Origin of the sequence: Bacillus sp. OxB-1 (assembly GCF_000829195.1) — a bacterium.
Classification (GTDB): Bacteria; Bacillota; Bacilli; order Bacillales_A; family Planococcaceae; genus Sporosarcina.
Genome location: NZ_AP013294.1, coordinates 3,471,556 through 3,489,243, shown reverse-complemented (window position 1 = coordinate 3,489,243; position 17,688 = coordinate 3,471,556). Strand labels below are relative to the sequence as shown.

The 17,688-nt window shown below is 47.4% G+C and carries 20 protein-coding genes, 1 other RNA gene, 1 riboswitch and 1 other annotated feature; of the genes, 13 read left to right on the top strand and 8 right to left on the bottom strand.

What is annotated here, in order from left to right; translation table 11 throughout:
- Positions 1-86: 86 nt before the first annotated feature.
- The 4 genes from OXB_RS17335 (at position 87) to OXB_RS17320 (ending at position 4,401) form a co-directional block, all read left to right on the top strand.
- A complete protein-coding gene (locus OXB_RS17335) occupies positions 87-1,199 on the top strand; it encodes a mandelate racemase/muconate lactonizing enzyme family protein (protein WP_041075898.1) in 1,113 nt (370 codons plus the stop codon).
- Positions 1,196-1,891: a GNAT family N-acetyltransferase gene (locus OXB_RS17330; RefSeq protein WP_052484133.1), complete on the top strand. Its 696-nt coding sequence runs from the start codon at positions 1,196-1,198 to the stop codon at positions 1,889-1,891. Before OXB_RS17335 ends, OXB_RS17330 begins: the two co-directional genes overlap by 4 nt.
- 244 nt (positions 1,892-2,135) lie before the next feature.
- On the top strand, positions 2,136-3,899 hold the full coding sequence (locus OXB_RS17325) for a methyl-accepting chemotaxis protein (protein ID WP_084212527.1): 1,764 nt from the start codon (positions 2,136-2,138) through the stop codon (positions 3,897-3,899).
- 112 nt (positions 3,900-4,011) lie between these two features.
- On the top strand, positions 4,012-4,401 hold the full coding sequence (locus OXB_RS17320) for a YmaF family protein (protein ID WP_052484132.1): 390 nt from the start codon (positions 4,012-4,014) through the stop codon (positions 4,399-4,401).
- 213 nt (positions 4,402-4,614) lie between these two features.
- On the opposite strand, the gene OXB_RS17315 is transcribed toward OXB_RS17320, so the two are convergent.
- Entirely contained in the window at positions 4,615-4,794 is a 180-nt protein-coding gene (locus tag OXB_RS17315) for an H-type small acid-soluble spore protein (RefSeq protein WP_041075894.1), read from the bottom strand.
- 188 nt (positions 4,795-4,982) lie between these two features.
- Here OXB_RS17315 and corA point away from each other — a divergent pair, with 188 nt between their 5' ends.
- Together corA and OXB_RS17305 are read left to right on the top strand one after the other, a co-directional pair.
- Positions 4,983-5,936 carry a magnesium/cobalt transporter CorA gene (gene corA, locus OXB_RS17310; protein WP_041077081.1) on the top strand — a complete coding sequence of 318 codons (954 nt, stop codon included), beginning with the start codon at positions 4,983-4,985 and terminating at the stop codon, positions 5,934-5,936.
- Positions 5,937-5,984: 48 nt separating this feature from the next.
- A complete protein-coding gene (locus OXB_RS17305; RefSeq protein WP_231860331.1) occupies positions 5,985-6,305 on the top strand; it encodes a hypothetical protein in 321 nt (106 codons plus the stop codon).
- A gap of 68 nt (positions 6,306-6,373) precedes the next feature.
- On the opposite strand, the gene thpR is transcribed toward OXB_RS17305, so the two are convergent.
- The gene (gene thpR / locus OXB_RS17300) at positions 6,374-6,943 is read right to left on the bottom strand and encodes an RNA 2',3'-cyclic phosphodiesterase (protein WP_041075890.1); all 570 of its coding nucleotides are present in this window, start codon (positions 6,941-6,943) and stop codon (positions 6,374-6,376) included.
- A 142-nt stretch (positions 6,944-7,085) separates the two neighbouring features.
- Between thpR and OXB_RS17295 the strand changes: the two genes are divergently transcribed.
- Positions 7,086-7,892 (top strand): HAD family hydrolase, encoded by an 807-nt coding sequence (locus OXB_RS17295; RefSeq protein WP_041075888.1) that lies wholly within the window; start codon positions 7,086-7,088, stop codon positions 7,890-7,892.
- 47 nt (positions 7,893-7,939) lie between these two features.
- Here the strand turns inward: OXB_RS17295 and serA are convergent, their stop codons facing one another.
- Together serA and OXB_RS17285 are read right to left on the bottom strand one after the other, a co-directional pair.
- A complete protein-coding gene (gene serA, locus OXB_RS17290; protein WP_041075886.1) occupies positions 7,940-9,526 on the bottom strand; it encodes a phosphoglycerate dehydrogenase in 1,587 nt (528 codons plus the stop codon).
- A 134-nt stretch (positions 9,527-9,660) separates the two neighbouring features.
- Positions 9,661-9,890: a binding site (T-box leader), on the bottom strand.
- An 89-nt stretch (positions 9,891-9,979) separates the two neighbouring features.
- Positions 9,980-10,960, bottom strand: a complete 981-nt coding sequence (locus OXB_RS17285; protein ID WP_041075884.1) for a M23 family metallopeptidase — start codon at positions 10,958-10,960, stop codon at positions 9,980-9,982.
- Positions 10,961-11,109: 149 nt separating this feature from the next.
- Here OXB_RS17285 and OXB_RS17280 point away from each other — a divergent pair, with 149 nt between their 5' ends.
- The 5 genes from OXB_RS17280 to OXB_RS19110 all read left to right on the top strand — a co-directional run bounded on the left by OXB_RS17280 (position 11,110) and on the right by OXB_RS19110 (position 13,949).
- Complete coding sequence (locus tag OXB_RS17280) at positions 11,110-11,619, top strand: DUF3231 family protein (protein WP_041077079.1); 510 nt, start codon at positions 11,110-11,112, stop codon at positions 11,617-11,619.
- Positions 11,620-11,716: 97 nt separating this feature from the next.
- Positions 11,717-12,511, top strand: a complete 795-nt coding sequence (locus tag OXB_RS17275) for a GNAT family N-acetyltransferase (RefSeq protein ID WP_041075882.1) — start codon at positions 11,717-11,719, stop codon at positions 12,509-12,511.
- 69 nt (positions 12,512-12,580) lie between these two features.
- Positions 12,581-12,898, top strand: coding sequence for a thioredoxin family protein (locus OXB_RS17270; protein ID WP_041075880.1), 318 nt, complete (start codon positions 12,581-12,583; stop codon positions 12,896-12,898).
- 18 nt (positions 12,899-12,916) lie between these two features.
- The gene (locus tag OXB_RS17265) at positions 12,917-13,636 is read left to right on the top strand and encodes a gamma-glutamyl-gamma-aminobutyrate hydrolase family protein (protein WP_041075878.1); all 720 of its coding nucleotides are present in this window, start codon (positions 12,917-12,919) and stop codon (positions 13,634-13,636) included.
- 166 nt (positions 13,637-13,802) lie between these two features.
- Positions 13,803-13,949 carry a hypothetical protein gene (locus OXB_RS19110; protein ID WP_173426026.1) on the top strand — a complete coding sequence of 49 codons (147 nt, stop codon included), beginning with the start codon at positions 13,803-13,805 and terminating at the stop codon, positions 13,947-13,949.
- A 17-nt stretch (positions 13,950-13,966) separates the two neighbouring features.
- Here the strand turns inward: OXB_RS19110 and OXB_RS17260 are convergent, their stop codons facing one another.
- The 3 genes from OXB_RS17260 to OXB_RS17255 form a co-directional block, all read right to left on the bottom strand.
- Positions 13,967-14,545, bottom strand: coding sequence for an SLOG family protein (locus OXB_RS17260; protein ID WP_041075875.1), 579 nt, complete (start codon positions 14,543-14,545; stop codon positions 13,967-13,969).
- Between the two features lie 116 nt (positions 14,546-14,661).
- Positions 14,662-14,856: non-coding RNA, 6S RNA (ssrS, locus tag OXB_RS18260), on the bottom strand.
- Between the two features lie 52 nt (positions 14,857-14,908).
- Entirely contained in the window at positions 14,909-15,178 is a 270-nt protein-coding gene (locus OXB_RS17255; RefSeq protein ID WP_041075873.1) for an AbrB/MazE/SpoVT family DNA-binding domain-containing protein, read from the bottom strand.
- Between the two features lie 205 nt (positions 15,179-15,383).
- A riboswitch (SAM riboswitch) is annotated at positions 15,384-15,490 on the top strand.
- Between the two features lie 94 nt (positions 15,491-15,584).
- On the opposite strand from OXB_RS17255, the gene metA reads away from it, so the two are divergent.
- Positions 15,585-16,493 (top strand): homoserine O-acetyltransferase MetA, encoded by a 909-nt coding sequence (gene metA, locus OXB_RS17250; RefSeq protein ID WP_041075871.1) that lies wholly within the window; start codon positions 15,585-15,587, stop codon positions 16,491-16,493.
- Positions 16,494-16,533: 40 nt separating this feature from the next.
- Here the strand turns inward: metA and OXB_RS17245 are convergent, their stop codons facing one another.
- Positions 16,534-17,685 carry an acyl-CoA dehydrogenase family protein gene (locus OXB_RS17245; RefSeq protein ID WP_041075869.1) on the bottom strand — a complete coding sequence of 384 codons (1,152 nt, stop codon included), beginning with the start codon at positions 17,683-17,685 and terminating at the stop codon, positions 16,534-16,536.
- Positions 17,686-17,688: the final 3 nt, after the last annotated feature.

Below are 17,688 nucleotides of genomic sequence, written 5' to 3'. Positions count from 1 at the left end.
AAGCACGTTGTGCCAAGCATAGCGCGCTTTTTTCACGGCAATGTTACAATGGAAAGGCTCATTGGCTAAGAGAGGATAGATCATTCATGGAAATTTTGGAAATCAATATTTATGCAATTCATTTACCGTTAAACGAACCGTTCATTATTAGCTACGCTGCATATGATACGATGCCGTCCATCATCGTGAAGATCACGACCGACACCGGGCATATCGGTTACGGGGAAGCCGTTGCGGATGAGCATGTGACAGGGGAAAGTTGGGAAAGTACGTTTGAAGTGCTGAAACATACACTTGCGCCGCTTTTGATCGGGGAAAATCCTCACAATATGGAAAGGATCCATGAAAAGATGGATCAGGCGATTTACGGAGTGCCCGCTGCCAAAGCCGCGCTGGATATCGCCTGTTATGATGTAGTCGGCAAAGCATTGGGTATCCCTGTCTACGATCTTCTTGGGGGAAGATACCATGACGAATTTCCCGTCACGCATGTCCTTAGCATCGCTTCGCCGGAACAGATGGCACAGGAAGCAGCAGACCGAGTGGCGGAAGGGTACCGTTCCTTGAAAATGAAAGTGGGTACGCAAGTGGACGAGGACGTCAAACGGATCGAGGCGGTACGGAGACGGGTTGGAGAGGATATCGCGATCCGGGTCGATGTCAATCAAGGCTGGAGAAATAGCGCTGCCACATTGACGGGGCTGCAAAAGCTATCCCATTGTTCACTCGATTGGCTGGAACAGCCGGTTGTCGCGGATGACATCGACGGGATGGTTGAAGTGAAATCGAAGTCGACGGTCCCGCTTATGATCGATGAAGGATTGCGGGGCATTCGCGAAATGCGCGAAATCATCGCCAAACGGGCAGCTGATAAAGTGAACATCAAACTGATGAAGTGTGGAGGCATCTATCCGGCGATGAAGTTGGCGCATATGGCCGAAATGGCGGGCATCGAATGCCAAATCGGTTCGATGGTGGAATCATCGGTCGGCTCGGCGGCCGGATTCCATGTCGCGTTCTCAAAGAAAATCATCACAAGTGTCGAATTGACCGGCCCTTTGAAATTCAGCAAGGATATCGGAAATCTTCATTATGACGTGCCGTTCATCCGGCTGACGGATAAGCCGGGACTTGGCATTGCGATTGATGAAGCCGTATTGGCAGAACTGACCAAGTTCTCCGGCAAGGTGACGGCATGAATGAGACACTTCTATTGAAAGATGGACGGTCTGTCACACTGCGTCCGTTAACGACGGGGGATCTCGACGCTATACTTGCGTTGCAGAAGAAAGTCATTGCCGCGTTGACAACAGAATCCTTCCTGCAACCGCTAACCGAAGAGGAGTACCGATATATCTTGGACGGCAAAGGATTGATGATCGGCGCTTTTTCGGATACTGAATTGATTGCATTTCGGGCGATGCTGGAACCGGAGTCGGATGACGAAGAACATCTCGGGAAAGACGCCTGCCTTCCGGAAGAAGAGTGGTCCCGTGTGTTGTATTCTGAGATCTCGAACGTCGATCCCGGTTTCCGGGGCAATGGCTTGCAGTCCATCTTAGGCAATAGGTTGCTGGACAAAATCGACTCCACAAGGTTCCGTTACATATGCACAACCGTTGCGCCTTTTAATATCGCAAGTTTGAAGGATAAATTCTCCCTCGGATTTCGGATTGTCGCATTAAAACAGAAGTACGGCACTTTACTGCGCTATATCTTGATGAAGGAAGCCAACCCACGCCCCGTCAGCGATGACTTCGAAAGACAAATCGTCGAAATGGGAGACATCGAGGGGCAACAAGCTCTTCTAGGAGCGGGGTGGATCGGAGTCGGTATGGCCCGGGACGGCGAGAAATGGCATATCATTTTGGAAAGGCCAAAACGAACATAACAGAGCGGGGATGCCTAGTAGCTGAGTTGAAGACCGGTATCGTAAAAGGAAGTTTTACTTTCCGTTGCTTTTTTGTAGGATTTCTCATTTTTTGGAACAGTTCGGTTTCATATTTTTGCTGCATAACCCTATTTATCAGAGTATATAGGCTGATTATTTTACATATAAAAGAAAAATCAGTGTCAAATTAGCTATACGTCATAATGCGATTGGTCTATAATATTGCTGTACATATAATCTAGGGGTGACAATATTGAGATTTACAGTTGGACGGAAGTTATGGGCCGGGTTTCTCTCGGTCCTTTTGCTGCTTATCCTTGTCGGAGTGACAAGCTATGCGTCGATGTCTTCGATGAATAAAGAGTACCGCTTTTTAATCGATGACCGCATTCAGAAAGTGTTATTGTTAGAAAACCTCTCATCCATACAAGGAAAAATCGTGAGCAATGTTCGCGGCTATCTAGTTTACAAGGATCAGCTCTATCTCCGGGATTTGGATCCATTGAGAGAGGATTTTACTCAGTCGTGGAATGAATTAGATGAAAGCATCCGGACAGAAAGTGCGCAAGAGGCACTTGCAAATGTGAAAAAAGCCAGTGAGCAGTATAATGATAGCATCAATTCCATGATTCAGGAGTTGGCTAAAGGCAATGATGCGGGAGCACGATCCATTGCTACTCAAGCGACCTCCTACCAAACAGTGTTGGATGCTAATATTGATGAACTCATAGAATATCAAATTGAGCAGAAGGAAATTTCAGAAGAAGGTATTAACCAACGATTACAGAATGTTCAAATTCTGATTTTTACGGTTATTGTCTTATCCATTCTATTAAGTATAGCGGTTGCTTTCATCATAGGCCACAGCATTGCGCGTCCGGTAGGGAGGATGACAAACGCGCTTGTTGAAATCGCTAAAGGGAATTTGGCAATCGAACCGATCCGCATTCGGAACAAGGACGAAATCGGCGAAATGGCGACTGCATTCAATGAAATGACGGATGACCTGCGCGGTATTATTTCACGGGCACGGGACACATCCGTCCAATTAGCTGTCCACGCGGAGGAATTGTCCGCCAGTTCGGAAGAGAGTCTAGCCGCCTCCGAAATGGTGGCGGAAATTTCGGAACGGAATTTAATTAGCAGTGACGAGCAAGTGAAGCTCATCAATGAGGCGTCAGCTGCCATGGAAGAGATGATCGCGGGAATCGACCGGATTACCGAAGATAATGAAGTGATGCTCCGTTCTTCAGAAAGAGTGGCGCAATTAGTGACGGAAGGTTCCACATTCATGGAAGATGTCAACAATCAGATGAATGTCATCAATACGACAATCGGTGAGTCGACAGAAATGATGAACGAGATGGCAAGCCAATCGGAAACCATCCGCAATGTGACAGGGCTGATTACGGCGATAGCTGAACAGACCAACTTATTGGCGTTGAATGCGGCAATTGAGGCGGCCCGGGCCGGTGAACACGGGAAAGGATTTGCAGTCGTCGCGGAGGAAGTTCGGCACCTCGCAGAACAATCGAAACAATCGGCAGCGGAGATCGGCCAGATGGTCGATACGATGATTCAAAACGTCAATCGTGCCGTAACAAGCACGCAAGAAGGCAACCAACGCGTCGAGGAAGGATTGGTCATTACAGAACGGACAGCGGAAGTGTTTGAACAGATTAAACAGGCGGAAGTGGATGTCAATGAGAAAGTGGCAACTGTGGCAGCGGCCATTGAACAAATTCGAGCGATGACGGACGAAGTGTCGAGCGGCGCGTCCCAAACACAAGTACTGGCGATACAGGCATCCGAAGAAGCGCAATCGACCAGCGCCGCGACTGAGCAACAATTGGCGGCAAATGAAGAGATTTCTTCCAGCGCGCAAATATTGGCGGAACTGGCGGAAAAACTGCAACGAGATATGGAAGGATTCATCGTTTCAATGACTAATGAAGAAGAAAACTCCGAGAAGGGCAAGGAACCTGTGGAGGAGCAACAGGATATTTGAGCGGATTTGGGTTGATTGCGCGCAGCAATCAGCCTTTTTCCATTGGAAGGGAACGATTGCCGGGAAGGAGACATACGTTAGATAGGATGAAATGAAGAAGGAGTGGAGTAGGGTGCAATCTGATTTTCTGTACGATCCGTATTATGGGATGGCGTATCCGGAAGGGATGGACTATCAGCAATGGAATCCGATGGTCGAGCAGCAAAGGGAAGGGGAAGGCCATACGCATGGCCATGGCGGAGCGACCACTTGCGAAGACGGTCATGTCCATTTACACCCGGGCGTTACGAGCACACCGATTGAGACCGAGCAAGGCCATGTCCATTGGATGGCTGGCAACACGACATTCGAGGATGGACATATCCACCAATACGAGACGTATACGAGCATTCCGATTCCGTTGCCCGGGGGCTATCATACCCATTACGTGGAAATCCGAACGACCGAAGATGACGGGCATGTGCATATTATTAGAGGGTTTACCGACCCTTCCCAAAGCTGATACTTGAAAGGGGCTGTCCGAAAAGTCCAGGCACAGAGTTGGATACCAGCAAAAAGCAAGGGCGCCGGGAGACTCCTGTGGGAAAGCCGGCCGACGAGACCCCGCACGGCTGTAAGCCGGAGGAGGCTCGTCGGCTGGCCCGCGGAAAGCGACCAGAGCCCTTGCTTTTTGCGTGTTTAACCGGAAAATCCACTTTCTGGACAGCCCCTTCGATTAACCTTCAATAAGCTCGGCAATTGCCACTTCCGACCGTTCCTCCAGCGACCGACGCAGATGAACGGTTGCCGTTCTCCCGTCCTCATGGATTTTGTCGATCCATACTGAAACACCATTGTAGCTAACCTCGATATCCCCGGGAGAGGAGACAATCTGCTTCGCGCGCTTCAATTCCATTTGCAATCCCTCCATTTTGCTTAATTTGAAGTCGGAATGAATGAAAGGCACTCTCTTACTATGAACCGCTTCGGGCATTTTATTCGAACCGCTATGTGAAGGGCGATTCGATGGACAACTTTATCCTTTCAAGGTACGATTTTTGAAACAGGCACGGTCGGGTTGCTGAATGGAAAGTAGGGAGAATGATGATCCGGACAATGGGACTTACGACAAACGAAGAATGGCTATTCGATTTTACGCTCGAGGAACTGAGCACTCTCTCCTTACAATGGTATTGGGTCGACTTTGACCGCCCTTCCTTGGAAGAGGAGTCCTTGTTGCACTCATTTTTCCAATTCCATCCGTTGGCCATTGAGGACTGCTTGCAGCGCCTGCAGCGGCCGAAGATGGATTATTACGATGGGTATGCTTTCTTTGTCCTGCATTCCCTTTGCCAAGATGATTTGGAAGCGGAGGAATTGAACCTTTTCCTAGGGGAAGACTTCGTCGTCACCTTTCATTACAATAAACTTCAGGAACTCCCGGAAGTTCGGGATAAAATTGTCCAACAGACGAAACGATGGGATCGGGGAAGTGTTTTCCTTGCTTATTTGATAATGGACAAGGTTGTCGACTTTTATTTCCCGATTCTTTATCAGATTGAAGACCATTTGAACGATGTCGAGGAGCAACTATCGCTTTCGACCGTTGAATTGTCGATGGATTATGTATTTGAAGTCCGAAGTGATCTGCTTCGGCTGCGAAGGACGATCTACCCGATGCGGGAGTTGCTGTATCGGGTGTTGAATTCGGATCGGCTTGGCCTGACTCTTCATGAACAGAGGTATTTTAAGGATATTTACGACCATCTTCTCAGGCTGGGGGAAATTATCGAATCGAATCGGGAACTGACGGCGGACATCCGGGATAGCCAACTATCCATCAACTCCAATCGTATGAATAGCATCATGATGACACTGACCATCATTTCCTCCATCTTCATCCCGCTGACTTTCATCGCGGGTGTCTACGGTATGAACTTCGATCATATGCCGGAACTTCACTGGCATTATGGTTATTTCATCGTCCTTGCCGTTATGCTCCTGATTGGGGTATCCATGTTGCTATGGTTCAAATACAAAGGATGGCTTCGGATTTAGACGCGAATGATATTTATTCAAGAAGAAACAGATGTAGTTGTCAGCTCAATGAAACAGGGAACAGAAGAATTTGCAGATACGAATAAGACATTGGTAGAAGTCAGAACGATGTTCGAGCAGATTTTATCGACTACAACGACGATTGCGGAAAATAATGTGAACTCATCCGCAAGTACAGAAGAATTATCTTCAAGCTCACAACAGATCATGGCTATTATAAAAGAGATCGAATTCATTTCACGGGAATCTGTTGAAATGTTTGAAGAGCTCATCGAGATTAGTGATGACGAATTAGGGACAATGGAAAAGCTAGTTCGGGAAGCGAAACTCCTTATTGATTTTAAAAGTGATGAAGGCGAAGTAGCTTAAAGGCTATTTCAGGCGCCCTTGGTGCCGGGCACCCAAACGATCGTGTTTATTGAAACAAACGTGAAAGTTTAAACATTCACGTTTGTTTCTGCGTTAGGTACCCGAAATACTTCCACGGCTTCGTATTTTGGGGAGTTTTGCGGGTGGATGGTGAATAAAGTGAACTCGGTGACAAGGAAGGGAATTGGGTCGAAGCTTTCTTTTGCCAAAGAGAGTGGAGGTTGGCCCTCCTTTCGTTTCTTCGCAATGGTGATATGCGGAGTGAACCGGTTATCAAGCGGCTTTCCGAGCAGAGCCGTGATTTTTGTATTGACGGACTGTTGCAAGGCATCCAGTTCGGGAGGGTGGCTGACGGACAAATAAACGACCCGCGGCCCTTTCGGGGAACCGAAAAAGGAGAGGCCGTCAACCGTCAGTTGGAAAGCGGAACTGTTGTTGGCAATGTCACTGAGTTGTTGCCGGATGGCTGGCAGTCGTTGGCTATCAACATCCCCAAGAAATAGCAAGGTGATATGTAGATCTTCCGGGTGCGGAATGACTTTATATTGGCTGGGCAACTGGTATTTCGCCAAGTATTTTTCCACTTGGCCAACAATCGAAGCTGGAGTTTTGATTCCTATAAAGTAATGCTGCAACATCGTCTCCTCCAATCCATCGTACTTTTCACAGTGTACCCCGAACGCGAGGCGGTAGTCACGACGATTCGCATGGAAAATGACAAACCTCGCCCGACAACGCCAGATAATTATGTATAATGGAGCAAGGAGGAGATGAGGAATTATGATAAAAACGATCATTTTTGACTTGGATGATACATTGCTTTGGGATCAACATAGTGTTGCGACGGCGTTCCGCAAAACATGTGAACATGCCGCCGAAGCGGTGGGTGTCGATCCTGCAGCACTTGAAGAAGCCGTCAGGGAAGAGGCACGGCAATTATACGCATCTTATGAAACGTATGCTCATACCCAAAACATTGGGATCAACCCGTTTGAAGGGTTATGGGGAACGTTTGACGATGAAGGTGTCAACTTCCAGAAAATGAAAGAAATCGTTCCCGGTTATCGCCGTGACGCTTGGACGGGCGGTTTAAAGAAACTTGGGATTGATAACCCGCAACTCGGCCAAGAATTGGCGGAGCGATTCCCGGAAGAGAGGAAAAAGTATCCGTTTGTCTACGAGGAAACGTTCCAAGTGCTGGATCGCTTGAAAGGGAATTATACTTTGGTTCTCTTGACGAACGGCTCCCCAAGCTTGCAACAAGTAAAGCTGGAAATCACGCCAGAAATCGCGCCTTATTTCGACCATATCGTCATCTCGGGAGCGTTTGGAAAAGGTAAGCCGGACGCGTCGATTTTTGAGCATGTTTTGGAGAAGGTGGAAGGTTCGGCCGATGAGGCGTTGATGATCGGAGACAATCTCATGACGGATATCCTCGGTTCATCCCGTGTCGGCATGCGCAATGTATGGATCAATCGCGAGGATAAAGCACCAAGCGCAGAAGTGATCCCGACTTATGAAATCGATCATCTGGACAAGCTTTTCGGCATCTTGGAAGAACTGGCGGAGAAAGAACCCGCTCAATAATAAGAAAAACGCTGATTCCCTTGGAATCAGCGTTTTCCATTTTCCTCTTACAGATCGACAGCTTTTACATCATGGATGTCTTCAAGCTCTTTCAGGCGTTTCAGTTCAGACGGTTCTACGTGGTGGTCGACAGTCAACATCATGATGGCATCTCCGCCAGCAGACGATCTACCCACCTGCATTGTCGCGATGTTGATGTTTTCCTGGGCTAGCATCGTTCCGACACGGCCGATTGCTCCTGGCTGGTCATGGTGTTTGATGAAGAGCAAGTGACCTGCCGGCGTGAAGTCCACGACATAGTCATCGATTTTGACAATCCGCGGCCCTAAGCCGTTGAGCAATGTACCTGCAACACTGCGAGTGCCGCGTTGTGTAATGATTTCGACAGTGACCAAGTTCAAGAACCCTTTCGTCGTCGTCGTTTTGACTTCATTCACTTTAATGCCGAAACGGTCTGCCAACAGTTTGGCGTTGACATCATTGACATGGCTGCCAAGATTCCGTTTCAACAGGCCTTTTACTGTATTGCGCGTCAATGGACGGACGTCATAATTGGCAAGCTCTCCGGAATAATGGATGTTGATCTCTTCGATTACAGAGTTATGGATGCGGGATAGGAAGATGCCCAAGTTCTCTGCCAAGTCGAAGAATGGTTCGATTTTTGCAAGCACTTCTTTGGAAACGGATGGCAGATTGACCGGGTTGCGGACAGCGCCTCCTGTGAAGAAGTTGACCACATCGATACTGACGTCGATTGCGACGCTTTCTTGTGCTTCTATCGTGCTTGCGCCCAAATGCGGTGTTGCGATGACTTCCGGAAGAGTCAACAGCTTATGGTCGACAAATGGTTCCTCTTCGAACACGTCGAGCGCCGCTCCTGCCACTTTACCGGAGACGATAGCATCATACAGGGCATCTTCGTCAATGATTCCACCACGTGCACAGTTGATGATCCGAACGCCGTCTTTCATCAGTTCGAACGCTTCCTTATTAATCATATGGCGAGTTTCTTTCAATAAAGGCGTATGGATCGTGATGAAATCGGATGCTTTCAACACATCTTCCACCGTACCGAACTCGACTCCCATTTTTTTCGCTTTCTCTTCAGTCAAGAATGGATCGTAGGCAATGACGTTCATCCGTTGGCCTTTCGCACGCTCGGCCACTTCCGCACCGATCCGGCCTAGGCCGACGATGCCCAATGTTTTGTTTTTCAACTCGACACCGATGAAAGATTTCCGGTCCCATTTTTGGTTTTTCAATGAATTGAACGCTTGTGGAATTTTCCGGGCCAATGCCATCAGCATCGCTACCGTATGTTCTGCGGCAGAGTTCGTGTTTCCGTCCGGCGCATTGACGACGATGATTCCGTGTTCCGTCGCTGCATCCAAGTCGATATTGTCGACACCGACGCCGGCACGGCCGATGATTTTCAACCGCTCCGCTTTTTCGATAATTTCTTTTGTCACTTGTGTCTGGCTTCTCACCAACAGCGCGTCGAAATCTTTGATCTTTTCAGCAAGCTCTTCGGGCGTATTCGTCGTATCGATGACAATGTTAAACCCTTCCGCTTGTCGTAATGGATAAATACCGTCTTCGCTTAATGGATCACTGATCAATATATTGTAAGTCATTCTCATTCTCTCCCTCATTATTCTGTCTTCGCTATGTACATGCAATCAACCGGTAACCTGAAACTAAAGAAATTTCAACGCGATTTCCCCTTTCGCTTCAAATGAAAATAAAAAAGCCTTCCGCCCCTACAAATGTAAGGGGCGAAAAGCTTGTTATTTACGCGGTACCACCCTTATTCGCTGCCATGCAAAAAACGACAGCCTTATGGCATGCGTAACGTGCATGAGCCGTATAGACCTACTGATCAAAAACGTTCAGCCTATCAATTCGGGAGTGCTACTTCATGCAGAAACCGCTAATTCCCACCAACCATTAGCTCTCTAAAGATTTCAACACACAAAGCTTCTCCGTCAAAATGTTTGAAGCAATATTAAATTTAGAATTAATAATAACAAATCAGGAATAAATGTCAATAGCAAACGACGTATTTTGTTCAAAGAGCTGCATTCATTTTACTTTTCGGATCTTTCCCAAACCCGTAAAGAAGGATACGGATCGAATGCCCATTCCGTCCGTCCATTGTATTTGTACATTCCATAATGCAGATGGGGCGGGAATTTTCCGGACGTCCCTTTCTTTCCATAACCTGAATTCCCGACATATCCAATGACCGTTCCAGGTTCTACGATGTCTCCTTCCTTTAGTCCTTCATTGAAATAGGCGAGATGGGCAAAATAATGATACGTATTATGATGATCACGGATGCCGATCCGCCAGCCGCCGTATTCGTTCCATCCCATGGCCTCAATTACGCCGAAAGAAGTGGCCCGTACGGGAACGCCATAACTGGCGAACAGGTCGGTACCTTCGTGTATTCGACGGCCGCCCCAGCCGCGTTTCGCACCCCAAGTCCCGCGATAGCTATAATTATGCTGTTTCGGCAGGGGGAAGGCATGCTCATCGAGATCAATCGTTTCAAAATGCTTGAAAAGCTTGGCGATGGTCAGCACTTGATTAACAGTTTCTTCCCGCTCGTAATAATCCAATAAAGCTGATTCAAAATCCTCTTCCGCAGGACCGTACTTGCTGAGGAAAGAGCCCATCGTGAACAGGGCATCTTCGTCGGCAGTTGGATCCGCTACTCCATCCCCGTTGCCATCCGCACCATTGCCCGCAAAAAAAGCAATCGATTGAGGAGAAGTGTCTTCCGGGTAGGGATTCAATGCACCGGCCCAAAATTCATTGGAATAGGTAATGGAGATTGCTCCATCTTTTTTCGGGATGTCTTTCCGGACCTGCTGGATATTCCGCTCGAATTGATCGATTGCCGCCAAGTGGTACCAAGGAATGGATTCATCTTCAAAATGCAAATACAACTGCATCCGGTTCTGTAAAATCTCTTCCCTCGTCGGCTCTTCATTTGCGGAAACGACCGTGATGAAAACGGACAGAAGCATGAGAAAATACAGGGGGACTAAAATCCGATGACGCACTTGAAAAGCCTCCTTTTTCTACGTACTTTAGCTTTTCCCGAACGCGGGTAATTATGATTGTGAAAATCTGTAGAGGAAAACGCCAGCTTCACATAATAGTGATGACCCGGAATAGCAGGGAAAAAACAATGAAAAGAGGATGGCTGAAATTGGGCATTTTAAGTGGAAATCCGAAAGAGCAACCGTTGCATTACGGAGAAGTGATCGGGATTTGGGCATACGTAGGTGCGAATAACGGGCTGATTAGTGCGTATGAAGCCTTCATGAACCATGCAGGAGACCGTGACCTGATTGAATTGTTGGATGAAGCGGTCAAAGAGATGCGGTCGGAAAATAAGGAACTCGAAAAGGTTTTGAAAGAGAATGGGATTACTCCGCCACCGTCCCTGCCGGAAAGGCCAAAAGCCGATGCGGAGGAAATTCCTCCAGGTGCCCGGTTCATGGATCCGGAAATCAGCGCTGCCGTCTCGATCAATGTCGGGCAAGCAATGGTTTCCATCAGCCAAGTGATGGGCCAATGTCTGCGGGAGGATATCGCCATGATGTTCGGTAAATTCCAAGCGGCAAAAGCAATGTTCGGCGGCAAGTTGCTGCGCATGAATAAGGAAAAGGGCTGGATCATCCCACCCCCTCTTCATAAAGATTCACCAACCACCTGAATAAATATCGGAAAAATGCGAAAAGGAAATGCCTGAAAACCAGGCAAGTTTCTTTTCGCATTTTTTTGCTGTAAGATTGGAAAAAGGGGGATGGTCCATGATTCGAAAATTAACGGAAGCCGATCGGAGAAACGCGTTGCAATTCGTATCGGAACGACCAGCAGAAAATTTATTCATCATTGGGGATATCGAGGTGTACGGATTCGACAACCCGATTCAGACATTATGGGGCGAGTTCGCAGAAAGTGGGCATTTGCGCGCCATTCTTTTGAAATTCATTGATAATTACATTGTCTATGCGCCAGGGGAATTCGATGCGGAAGGGTTTGCAAAAATCATGAACGAAGACCGAGATTTCAAATTCCTCTCCGGTATTGAATCAATCATCCGCCAAGTCGCGCTATATTTGAATAAACAACCGGCCGACCCGCGGATTCTCCATTATGCAAAATGCGAGCAGGCTGACCGGCTGCAAAAGGTTCCGTCTCACATTGAAGTGAAACGGGCAGTCCCGGACGATGCGGAACGGATTGTGGAGCAATTGGGAGGGGTTCCCGAATTTGCAACCAGCACATTCGACGTCGAACGGAATAGGGAAACATTGCGCAACGGCAGCGGACGGACTTGGTATAACGAGAAAGACGGGCAAATCATCAGCTCGGCTTCCAGCACAGCCGAAAACAGCCAATCGGCCATGATTGTGGGGGTAGGGACACTCCCGGAACATCAAAAGCAAGGGCTCGCCTCCTACTGCATGTCGGTTCTATGCAAAGAATTGCTGAACGAGGGTAAAATGCTTTGTTTATTTTATGACAATCCGGATGCGGGAACCATTTACAAGCGGATCGGCTTTGTCGATATCGGAAAATGGGGAATGTGGAGTTTTAATTGAATTCAGCCTAAGAATGAAAAAATCTAGATACTACGCCAAAGCGTAAATATCAATTGGAGGAATCGGGAAATGAAGAAGTTGGAGTCAATCGAACAATTCAAGACGTTGAAAAATGAAGGAAAGACAATTTTCATGTTCTCTGCAGACTGGTGCCCGGACTGCCGGGTGATCGAGCCTATTTTACCGGGTATCGAAGCGGGCTATCCGGAATATACATTCATATATGTAGACCGCGATGATTACATTGACATATGCCAAGAAATGGACATTTTCGGAATTCCAAGCTTCATCGCGTATCAGGATGGCGAGGAGACTGGACGCTTTGTCAGCAAAGACCGGAAGACGAAAGAGGAAATCGAGAACTTCATCAACGGACTTGGCGAGTAAAGTGTAGGGAGGCGCGGCATGAAACCAGTCATCGGATTGACATCGAATATGAACTTCGATGGAAAACATGAAATCGATTCCGAATACATGGTTGCCATTGTACAGGCGGGAGGGCTGCCGTTCATCATTCCGGCCGGCGTTGAACAAGAGGCGGAGCAGGCGGCTTCCTTGCTGGACGGTTTAGTGCTGTCAGGCGGGAAGGATATCGATCCCCAATGCTACGGAGAAGAGCCGCATCCGAAGCTGGGGGATGTGTCTCCGGCACGTGATCGGATGGAAATCGCCTTAGTACGGCAAATGAGAGCGGCAGATAAACCGATCCTAGGCATATGCCGTGGAATCCAATTGCTGAATGTCGCGTTTGGAGGGGATTTATTTCAGGATATGGAAAGCCAGATAGAGCATCCCGTAGTGCAGCATTCTCAAAAAGCTCCGAGATCTCATCCTTCACATACAGTGAAACTGGAAAAGGGGAGTGCTCTGGAAAAAATCGTCGGGGAACCTTTTCTCCGAGTAAACTCCTTTCATCATCAGGCTGTGAAAAGAGTGGCGGCATCGCTTCGCATTTCCGCGTTCTCAAACGATGGAATGGTAGAAGCGATCGAGGGCAGGGAAGGGCAGTTCCTCCTTGGGGTCCAATGGCATCCTGAGCGGCTTGCCGTGGCGGGAGATGCCCCATCCCTGCACATATTCACCAGTTTTATCCAATCTTGTGTGGATAGACGGGACAAAAGCTGAGCGCTCCGAAGCTCAGCTTTTTTTATACCAGGAGTGCAAGGAAACTGTCGATAATTGTGATCAAACAGTCCAGGGTGCAAGAAACCCGCAGGCGGGCGCAAGCAAACCAATCTTTTCGCATAAAAGCAGCGGGAGGGAACAGTCTAACAGAGTGGAGGTGAGTAGAATGACTGCGAATAAAAACAACAAGAACCAAAAGGACCGGGAAGAATACGGATATGGTTATGATCGAAGCGTGGATGACCTTCAAGTGATCGGGCAGAACAATGCAGCCAAGAAAGAGAATAAGAATAAGATCGACCCGAAGAAATGAATAAAAAAAACCAAGCTTCACGACATGTCAAAATCGGGAGCTTGGTACATATCCTGCAACTGTTCCTCTTCCGCAACGACCTGCAAATCATCCGCCGTAATCGAAAGTACTACATAACCGGTCTTCTCCACGAACTGATCCGCCATCCGCTTGACAAATTTTGGCGATCCCTCATTCTCCTCGTCATACACAAGCAGCATACCGTCCGAATTCCTCAAGAAAAACTTATCTTTCTCAATGAATTGCCACGGTGCTTCATATGGTTTATTGGTGAGCGGTTTGTAAAAGTCGGCTTGGGCGACGATGGAATGATAGTTCTCCTGTTTCGTCTCGTTCCAATTCTTCTCTTGCTCCAAAAAAGGCGGCATGACGGCGAGCTGGAGGGTGGGGTGTTCTCGTTTCAATCCAAGCACGACCTCCGCTGCCCATGTCTCGACGCCCAATTGTCCGCTGATGAGCACCCATTCCAGCCCTTCATCCAACAACGAAATGAGTCGTTTCTCAATCGCTTTCTTCACAAAGCGAATGCCGGGGTGTTTTTCATCGAAAATACCGAGCTCATGTTGTTTATAGCCTGTAATGACAAGACGTTTCAATGGCAAATACCTCCTTCATCCGATGTATGGCCATATCCGTCAGTATATCATGTGTCGACCAACTCAAACAAAAAGGAGCTACCCTTCGTAGAAGAGTAACTCCAAGCTTTTAAAAATGGAAAGCCGCCTTTGCCGTATAGGTATCATAGAAAGTTTTAAACCACCACTCCTCAAAGTGGGTGTTCGCAAGAACGTTCCTGTTTGTCCCGATTGCCTAAGGAATCGGGCCTGCCATTCCAGTTCTTATATAAAACTCCCTTTTACAGCTTAAAGGTTAAAACTTAATGTGTATACGAACAATGCAGCTTGTATATTGATTATATATGAGCAGCGGTTTGTTTTCAATGGAAAATGATTCCATGATTATCGATTCTGTGCAATTTCATCAAGTAGAATCTGCGCGCCTTTCGGACTCAAGTACATGCCGTTGGAGTACATCTTGTTTTCCGGCGTCACTTCTCCTGTTACAGCACAGGCTTCGCTGATCGTGTATTTGCGTAATAGGATCATATCCTCATCCACAAAGATCTCCATAGGGGTCCCTGTACCTAGTTGCAACGTATTTCGCAATTCTTTTGGAATGACGATACGGCCCAACTGGTCTACTTTTCTCACGATACCTAAACTTCGCATATAGTTGAATTCTCCTTTACTTCTATTTTTTATATAACTTATCTTCATTGTACTGGAAAATTTAAAAAACGCCAGAAATAAGAAAAAGTCCTATAACAGAACTTTCGACGCATCAGGCAGAAAATTCTAATCTCGGTTAAATGGACGTTTACTTTCCGGTTTTTAATAGTATAATTAAGAATAGACTTAATAATACAATCAAATATTCTTATCCAGAGAAGCTGAGGGACCTGGCCCGATGACGCTTCAGCAACCTCTACTCCGTGAGAAAGGTGCTACTTCCATCAAGAATGAATTCTTGAGAGATAAGAACAGAGCGAATGACCAAACCCTCTTTTCTTATCATATGAAAAGAGGGTTTTCAGTATTTGATTTTCAATTGACCTATGAAAGGGAGAGATAGGGCATGCCGATTAATATTCCGAAAAACTTGCCGGCAGGGGAATTACTGAAAGAAGAAAAAATCTTTGTCATGGACGAAGATCGGGCCGTATCACAAGATATCCGTCCATTGAATATTGTAATCCTGAACTTGATGCCAGAGAAGGAGAAGACCGAAGTACAGCTCCTTCGGCTGTTGGGGAATACGCCATTACAGGTGAATATTACGTTCATGACGATGGCTACCCACGAATCGAAGAATACGAGTAAATTTCATTTGGACGCGTTCTATCAAACTTTCGATGAAGTGAAAAACCGTCGCTTTGACGGGATGATTATCACAGGCGCTCCTATCGAGCATTTGGAATTCGAAGATGTGAATTATTGGGAAGAATTGAAAACGATCATGGACTGGTCGAAGAACAACGTCACTTCCGTGCTTCATATCTGTTGGGGAGCTCAGGCAGCGCTGTACCATCATTACGGCATCGATAAGCGCAAGCTTCCTCACAAGTGCTCCGGGGTCTACAATCATACGTTGACTGATCCTACGATCAATCTGGCACGCGGATTCAATGATGAATTCAAAGCGCCGCATTCCCGTTACACCGAAGTGGCATTGGAAGATATTGAAAAAGACCCACGTCTGATTTTATTGGCCAAATCGGATGATGCCGGAGCCTTTATTATCATCTCCAAAGATGAAAAACATATTATGATCACCGGCCATCTGGAATACGACGCCAATACCTTGGCTGAAGAGTACGAGCGCGATCTGCAAAAAGGCATCGACATTGCGATGCCTGAAAACTATTTCCCGAATGACGATGTGAATGCCAGCCCGGTCAACTCCTGGCGTTCCCATACACATCTGTTGTTCTCCAATTGGCTGAACTATTATGTCTATCAACAAACCCCGTACGAATGGAATTAAGGAGCAGTCCCTCGCCGACATGTCGATTGGCGAGGGTTTTTCATTTATTTAAAAAAGTCTGGATTGCCTGTTGCGCCAGTTTCGCCTTTTCCATGTCCTCCATCGGTGGATTATACAAGCCTGCTCGAACGTTCATGTAATACCGGTGCATCGGGTTGGATTCGGCCATGGCACGGGATCCGACGATGCGCATCGCTTTGTCCACGACCTGGATCGCCGTATTGGTGACGGCCACTTTCGTCACACTGAGCGCCTCGTCGAAACGAGAACGGTCCTTCGCCCGTTCATAGCGCTCGATCGTTCCGTAAAGAAGATGGCGCGCTGTTGCTAACTCCATCTCCATTTCACCTATCAACTGTTTGATATTCGGCGCTTCGGCAATCGGCTTGCCCAAGGATGTCGGGATATAGGATGTGGCAAATTCCAAAGCATGCGATCTGGCGGCTGTTGCTATCCCGATATAACATGCGGGGATATGGAGCAGCCATCCTTTGTTTTCCGGCTTCTTCAATGAGTTGCGCTGCAGGATGTTGGACACCGGTACCCTCACATTGTCCAGCACCAGGTTATGGCTGGCCGTGCCGCGCATTGCCAACATATCCCATGTCTCTTTGATCGACACGCCAGGAGCATGGCGAGGAATGATGATAAGATCTACCTCGTCGTTTTCGTTGGTCGCCGTCACAAGGAAATAATCGAGGACGGGGGAGACCGAAGTGTAAGTCTTCTCCCCATTGACGATCAATTCATCCCCGGCTGCTTTAACCGTCGTGGTCGGCAATGCACCGCGCAATGGGCTCCCTGCATTGTTTTCGGAAGCTGCCGTATTGATGAGCGCCCCTTTACGAACCTCTTTCAAGAGCCAATCCGCGGCATCTTCATCCCAATGCCGATTTTCAACGAATTGTAGAATGATCCCATTATGCCAGCCGATCGACAGACCAGTTGATCCGCTGCCTTCTGAAATCGCTTCCTGGGCTAAAATGTATTCATACAAGCCTAACCCTTGGCCTCCGTACTCTTTTGGCAAGGTCAGCCGATGATAATCGATTTTCTTTAATTCTTGGAAGTCCTCATAGGGGAAAGAACCAAGCGCATCCAATTGCGGTTCCCTTTCTTTGAATCGGGGTTTCAGTTCGTTGATCTTATGTAAGAGTTTTTCCTGCTTCTCCGTTTTGATGAATGTTTCCATTTT